The 6,720-nt window shown below is 38.3% G+C and carries 4 protein-coding genes; all 4 read right to left on the bottom strand.

Translation table 11 applies throughout. From position 1 onward, the window contains the following. Window positions 1-469: 469 nt before the first annotated feature. On the bottom strand, window positions 470-736 hold the full coding sequence (locus tag F4V44_RS20270) for a hypothetical protein (protein WP_150441834.1): 267 nt from the start codon (window positions 734-736) through the stop codon (window positions 470-472). Window positions 737-1,002: 266 nt separating this feature from the next. Then, complete coding sequence (locus F4V44_RS20265) at window positions 1,003-3,963, bottom strand: DPP IV N-terminal domain-containing protein (protein ID WP_150441833.1); 2,961 nt, start codon at window positions 3,961-3,963, stop codon at window positions 1,003-1,005. A gap of 287 nt (window positions 3,964-4,250) precedes the next feature. Next, complete coding sequence (locus F4V44_RS20260) at window positions 4,251-4,565, bottom strand: hypothetical protein (protein WP_150441832.1); 315 nt, start codon at window positions 4,563-4,565, stop codon at window positions 4,251-4,253. A 228-nt stretch (window positions 4,566-4,793) separates the two neighbouring features. Then, on the bottom strand, window positions 4,794-6,677 hold the full coding sequence (locus F4V44_RS20255; RefSeq protein ID WP_223881987.1) for an amidohydrolase family protein: 1,884 nt from the start codon (window positions 6,675-6,677) through the stop codon (window positions 4,794-4,796). Between the last annotated feature and the right edge of the window lie 43 nt (window positions 6,678-6,720).

Here is a 6,720-nt window from a genome sequence, read left to right as displayed (position 1 = left end):
TCCTAAGTACAATCTAAATATAGTAAGAATAATAGAAGAAACATGACTTTCTCTTAACCATTTTACCATTACTACCACTCCTAATATGTTAATTACCTTACAAATAGATTGTACTACATTATCTTGAATTAAAGATAACTTTGTTACTCTTTTCACATTTTTGAAATGTTTCTCTGACAGTTTTGTGAACTATAGCTTTGTCTATTGATTTTTTTCCATGATTCAATCTACATACCAAAAGCTTAAAATTTCAGGAATTTTGGAAACACATACGCTCATGCCCAACGAAAATTATAATAAATAGTAGTATGTTGGTTATTAACGGGTAAAAGCTCCGCCAACAACCAAACCCCATTCATCCCACGACTGAAATCATGACATGGGTATAATCTGTCATTTTGATTTAAAGTTTGATCATTTTTTATCTGTTTTGTTCTATAATCTCCACTCGTTCGCACAAGAAAGAAGCCTATTCAGCAAGTATTATTTTTGTTATGCTTTTTAAATGCCTTTTCCCGTATGTATTACAGAGGTTCAAGAGGATAGGTTCCATTTCCCAGTCCTCTACATTTAATTGCTTAGAAATTAGTTCAGCTTCTTCAATGAGCCTATTCACTTTTTCTTCACTTTCATAACGCCTAAATTCCTTTATAAGTTCGACTTGCTTATAAGTCCCGCCACCATTTATTTCGTTATGATAAACATGTATATAATATAAAAAAGTATCGATATTCATAAGAACTCCTTAGCTTTGTTAAACTCTTGCAACCATTGAAAGTTTCAGCTTCCCTATAAATATTGAAGTAAAGTGATTAGAAGTCATAGAAGCTATCAAGAAAAAGTATCGTGACGATCATATTCTGTTATGACTGGTTGTTCTAGCCGTTTTATTAATCGTGCCAGTTACTATCTAGAAACTCACTTCTCTAAGCTGATGAACATGCCTGGCACACCAAAAATCAAGGTGACCGATATGGATCACCTTGATTTAACCAAGCGAATCTAATTTTGTTTCGTAAATGGAGCGACAATGTCATCGATTGAATATATTTTACCATCTTTCATAACCATTTGGACGTTAACGGTATCTTTTATTTCTTCTAATGGGTTCCCCTTCACGAATACAAGATCCGCAATCTTACCCTCCTCAATGGTACCTAGATCATCCTCAACACCCATCTTTTTCGCTGGGTAATATGTGGCAGTACGTAATGCTTCATATGGTGTCATTCCATATTCGGTCATAGCCATAAGTTCTGCATGCGTACTAAAGCCCATTGTTACAAGCGGTGAATCTGTACCGTTTATGACCACTCCGCCCGCATCAATAATGTTCTTTAATATCGCCACATCCCTAGCAACACTCTCTTGATATTCCGTTGAAGCAACGTCATACTCACTCTTAAACGATTGATATTGCGAAGGTGTATACAATTCTTCGATACGTGGATCGGAAAGAAGTTCAGGATAGAAACCAAGCATATTCGCAAACAGTGTGGATGTGACAGACATTCCAGATTCTCCAGCTAGTTTCACAACATCTCCATAAGCATATCCACTCGGACTGACTGTTCGGGAAAATCCTAGACGTTGTGTAGCAGAAATATGAGATGTTCCATCTTGTCCGAATGTCATCGACGGGAAGAAGTAATGTGAAAACGCTGGTATTCCCATTTCGTGAGCCGCATCAATCACATAATTTTGATGATCATTTGGCAGTCTCACATAGGTTTTCAATAGATCTACATCTAAGGACTCGGCTCTTTCTACTTCTCTCTTAACAGCATCTAAAGAAGTAGTGGGTCTCATATTGCTATAGTACACGCGTGAGCCCTCGATCAGCTCACTTGATGCAAAATAGCGTGGAGCTACTCGATTTCCAGAATGGATTGCTTCACGATCCTCAATCGCACCATACGCATAATCTCCCATTGAAACCGTACTTGTCACACCAAAGGAGAGTAATTGACGTCCTTGTCTAGAACCGTAATAAGACTGTGACAACTGTTGGTGAATATGTGTATCCCATAATCCTGGAATCACAGTAAGATCACTCGCATCGATTACTTTTTTGTTATGCCCTTTTTTATGCGGCTCAATATCGACAATTCGGTTGCCTTGTAACGTGATATCAACATTTTTCTTCAGTTCTTTACTGACTCCATCCCATAGTCCCCCAACATGAATCACAGTTTTTCCAGTTGGAAGCTCGGACTTCCATTTCATCTTGAAAGGTACTGTTTGTAACGAATCTCCATTGATGGAAATGAGTTTCAACTCTCCCTTTGATAGGTACAACAATGTGCTTGAATCTCCACTCCAGCTAGGTGAATCAGCAATTTCATTTGAAATGAGTCGAGGCTCCCCTGTTGGTTGCCCATTTTTATCAACCGCCATCATCCAAAGCTGACTTTCAATAATAAAAGCTATATGTTTTCCATCTGGTGACCATACAGGGCCTGAGTTATTTCGGTTACTCAGTGATTTGAAAGGAATCGGATTAACGAAGTTTTTCGTTCCTGTTTCCGTATTGACGATATAAATTTGATTTGTTCCTTCACGGAATCGGCTTGAATACGTATTAATCGCTGCTAATGCAATGGTTTTACTATCAGGTCCCCATGTAGGAGGTCCAGGTAAGTTTAGTGCTTCTATTACTTGTTTTGACTCTCCCGTGCTAACATTGACCGTATACGTTTTGCCATGTTCATCTTGATAAGCAATCTTCTCTCCATCTGGAGACCAAGCAGCAGCAAATTCAGCGCTGTCGGACGTTGTTAAACGTTGTTCCTTACCTGAAGCTACATCTAAAAGATAAATATCTTCTGTTCCCTCTTTATCAGATGAATAGGCAATCTGCTTTCCATCTGGAGACCATGCTGGATCCAGCTCCATATAAGAATCATCTGTCAATTGACGAGGTTTTCCCTTGCCAACGTCTAATAACCAAAGATCGTTAAGAGCAACAAATGCGACTTGCCTGCCATTCGGTGAAAGTTTCGGTGCAACAATTCCTTTTACATCCTTTTGTTTCTTAGAATCAAAATCATGTTCTCCTAATTCATACTCTTGTAGGTTTAAAGAAATCTCTGCACGAAAAGGAATAGTTTCTGCCTTTTCTTGATCCAGCTTTCTTGTTTTAATATGGCCATCAGCAGTGTAAGTGATTTCATTTGTTGACAACCATTCAACAGGAAAAGGGAATACATCTTCATTGCGTGTTACTTGTTTTCCTGAAATCTTTAAGTTGCTTTGCAGTCCATCTTTCACAACATAGGCAATGTCTTTGCCTTCTGGCGACCATGATGGATTTGAGATGGTCCCTGAAGCTTCCGTTATCACTGTTCGAATATTCCCGGATTCATCAACAGCTTTGATTTGTTTGCCATCTACATAAGCAATTTCATTGCCATCTGGAGACCATGTTGGTTGATACTCTTCACTTGTTGTATTCGTCCAAGCCTTCACTTCATTCGTTTCTAAGTCTAATACCCAAATATCATAACTTCCTCCACGATCTGACGAAAAAGCCATTTTCGTTCCATTAGGAGAATAAGAGGGTTCACGATCATCATATTTACCAAAAGTGAGCTGGCGCATATCAGACCCATCAGGATTCATAGACCAGATGTGGTAATTTCCTCCTTGATAGGATTGGAACGCAATTCGATTCCCATTTGGTGACCAATCTGGGAAAGAAGGATCAATATATTCATCCGTAATTTTCTTGGCAGTCCCGCCTTTCATGGGCAGTGTCCATAATATCCCCTGTAAATCCATTACAAGTTGACTATGATCAGGGGAAACGGCAACAGCGATATTGGTTCCCTCCGTTATCGTTACTCGATTAGAACCATTGTCAGCATTTACTTTAGATGAAATACCTGTCAATAGATCCTGTCCAAGAAACAAAACAGGGATCAACATACAAATAGTCCATCTGAACATATTTTTTCGTTTCATAAAGCAACTCCTAATACTTTTTATTATATTCTTTCAATTGGATTTTTTGTCCATCCTATGAATACTGTTTTTAAAGATTGTTTTAATACACGTTTAAACTCAATAGAAACCTAGAATAGTAGAATAAGAAACATGGGGACGGTTCTTCCTTTTCATTTTTTGGAGCTTATTCTCCATTGATGAAACGTGAGAACCGCCCCTTTGTTTCAATAGAGATTTTCAAAAAAGAAAATCCGAGAACACTGATGATTGAAAAAAGAAGGAGTGTTCTAAGATTTTTTATTCATTCAATCGTTCATTGTTTCGTGAATTTCACTGACCTCTTCTACCGTTAATTCTGTATCTTCTGCTACTTCCTCAACAGAAATCCCTTTTCTAAGCAGTCTTATTGCTACTTCACTCGCTTTTTGTTTTTTGCCTTCTTCCACATTTTTCTGAATCATACTTACCATTTCTTTTGATAATTCTGTCATTTCTGCTGTTTCATCAATTGTATATCCTTTTAGAATCATTCTTACCGCTATTTCAATGGCTTTTTGTTCCATTGCTGCATCTTTAAGCAAGAATTTGGCAAAGGGTGTACTTTCAAATGAAATTCCCATAACTGATCATCTCCATTCATTTTCTTCAAAGTAAAAGTGTTCCTCATCAGAAAAACCTTCAGGTAAAAGTATGTTGCCTTTTCATCTTTTTGTTCCATCCCTTCTTTACGAAAGAATTGGGCAAATGATGTATTTTCTAGTGAAAGTCCCCTATCGATTTCTTTCCTTTCCACACCATTCTAGATGGTGACTCGCACCTTTTTCTCGGAAAATAAGGAAATTTTATGACTACCCTTGTTTTACTTTCGAACGGTGACGTATGACTAGAAATGCACCTGCTATCACAATAAGAACAAAACCGGAAATGACTAGAATTGGGGTATTAGACGCCTTTTCAGGTGATACTTCTTCTTCATTATTGGTTGTATTTTCAGATAATACTTTAGCTTCCTTAAATGAAGGATGAAGAAATACTTCCTTCCCTTCAAATATCGTCATTAAAATGTTCGTTTCACTAATTTCTGATTCTGGAATCTCAAAAAGATTTTTTTCTAACACAACCAAATCCGCTTTTTTACCTTCTTCAATCGAACCTGTTTCCTCTTCCCTGAAATTCGCATAAGCTCCGTTCATCGTATAACTAGTAATCATTTGATCAAGAGATACCCTCTCTTCAGGCCATAATACTTTATTTGGATCATTTTCTCCTAGAGCTAATCGTGTTACACCCATTTGTACTCCCTTAAGAGGCCAAAAGTCATTTACCGGAAAGTCACTTGCAGAAGCAACAGGGATTCCCGCATCAAAATAACTTTTCATTCGAAACACATGATTGGCTCGCTCTTCTCCTATAGCCTTTGCATAGGATTCATTTTTAGCAAACCAGAAAGGTTGGACAACAGGGATGACTCCTAAGTTCTTAAATCGAGCCACATCCTCCTCTTTTACTAAGTGTAGATGTGTGATTTCATGCCGAGAATCTCTTTTTCCATTTTGCTCTGCTGCCTCTTCAAAACCGTCTAGAGATGCAGTGACTCCTGCATCACCAATCGCATGGATATGGACACGGAATCCTTCTTTATCTAAAGCAGCTACCGTTTTCTTGAAAACATCTTGATCCCAAACGGGGTGACCGTGATGATTGGGCATATGAGTGTATGAATCATGGAGATAGGCTGTTCCTGCGGCAAACACACCGTCCATAAAAATTTTAACGGAATTGATTTGGAACAAACCGCCTTTGTGCTCTTCACGTTTCTCCACAAATGATTGAATTTGATCTGTCCCTTTATAAGGATCAGCCCATAAAGCAACTTCGTATCTTAACGTTAACAAATTCTCCTTCTCTAGTTCTCCAAATGCGTCAATCAGCGTATCCGTTGGATAGTGGACAGGTACTAATACAGAAGTTACCCCTCTTTGTGCAGCGGTTTCTTGAAAGGCAAGAAGTGCCTCTTTATACTCTTCCACCGTAAAGTCTGGAAGAGGAAGTGCATTAATCACTAGGTTTTGAGCAGAAAATTCGTGTACAATTCCTGTTGGTTCATTATTCGGGTCACGTTCAAACACGCCGCCTGCTGGATCCTTTGAATTTTTGTCTACTTTTGCATTCTCAAGAGCTTTTGAGTTTACCCATAAAGAGTGATGGGCACTTGTGATAAAAACTGCCGGGATGTCAGGCACAATCTCGTCAAGCCATTCTTTAGGCTGAAGACCATTGGAGTTGCTAGTAACAAGAGCCGTGTTCCAACCAATCCCACGTAATTGCTTTACATCCGGGTGCTCCTTTAAGTAATCTGTAATCGCCTTTTTATATTCCTCTAACGTGGAGTAAGAAGATAAATCCAGCCAAAATAGACTTTCTGACATGAGATAAGAGTGATTGTGATTATCGATGAACCCCGGTAAAACCATCTTTCCTTTTAGATTAACTATTTTGGTGTTAGATCCTTGGTAAGGTGTGACTCCTTCATCATTCCCAACATAAACAATGACACCATCTTTAACAGCTACGGCTTCAGCCTGGGTTCGTTTGTTATCGACTGTATAGATGACCCCATTTTTTAGAATTAAATCGGCATTTTCCTTTGACGAAGCAGCAAACGCTTCCCATCCTGTTGTAACTGAGCTCAAAAAGCAACATAGCAATAAGAGAATAAAAGACTTTCTCACATAATCAAATCCTTTCTAAATTAAATCAATAAGTGAAAAATAG

The organism is Niallia endozanthoxylica, assembly GCF_008710145.1.
Taxonomy (GTDB): Bacteria; Bacillota; Bacilli; order Bacillales; family Cytobacillaceae; genus Bacillus_BD; species Bacillus_BD endozanthoxylica.
Note: the sequence above shows the minus strand (reverse complement) of the source record. Positions and strands in the feature narration are given on the sequence as shown.

Coding starts and splice junctions, on each gene's coding strand:
- F4V44_RS20265 (WP_150441833.1), bottom strand. CDS start 3,963: ATGAAACGAAAAAATATGTTCAGATGGACTATTTGTATGTTGATCCCT.
- F4V44_RS20260 (WP_150441832.1), bottom strand. CDS start 4,565: ATGGGAATTTCATTTGAAAGTACACCCTTTGCCAAATTCTTGCTTAAA.
- F4V44_RS20270 (WP_150441834.1), bottom strand. CDS start 736: ATGAATATCGATACTTTTTTATATTATATACATGTTTATCATAACGAA.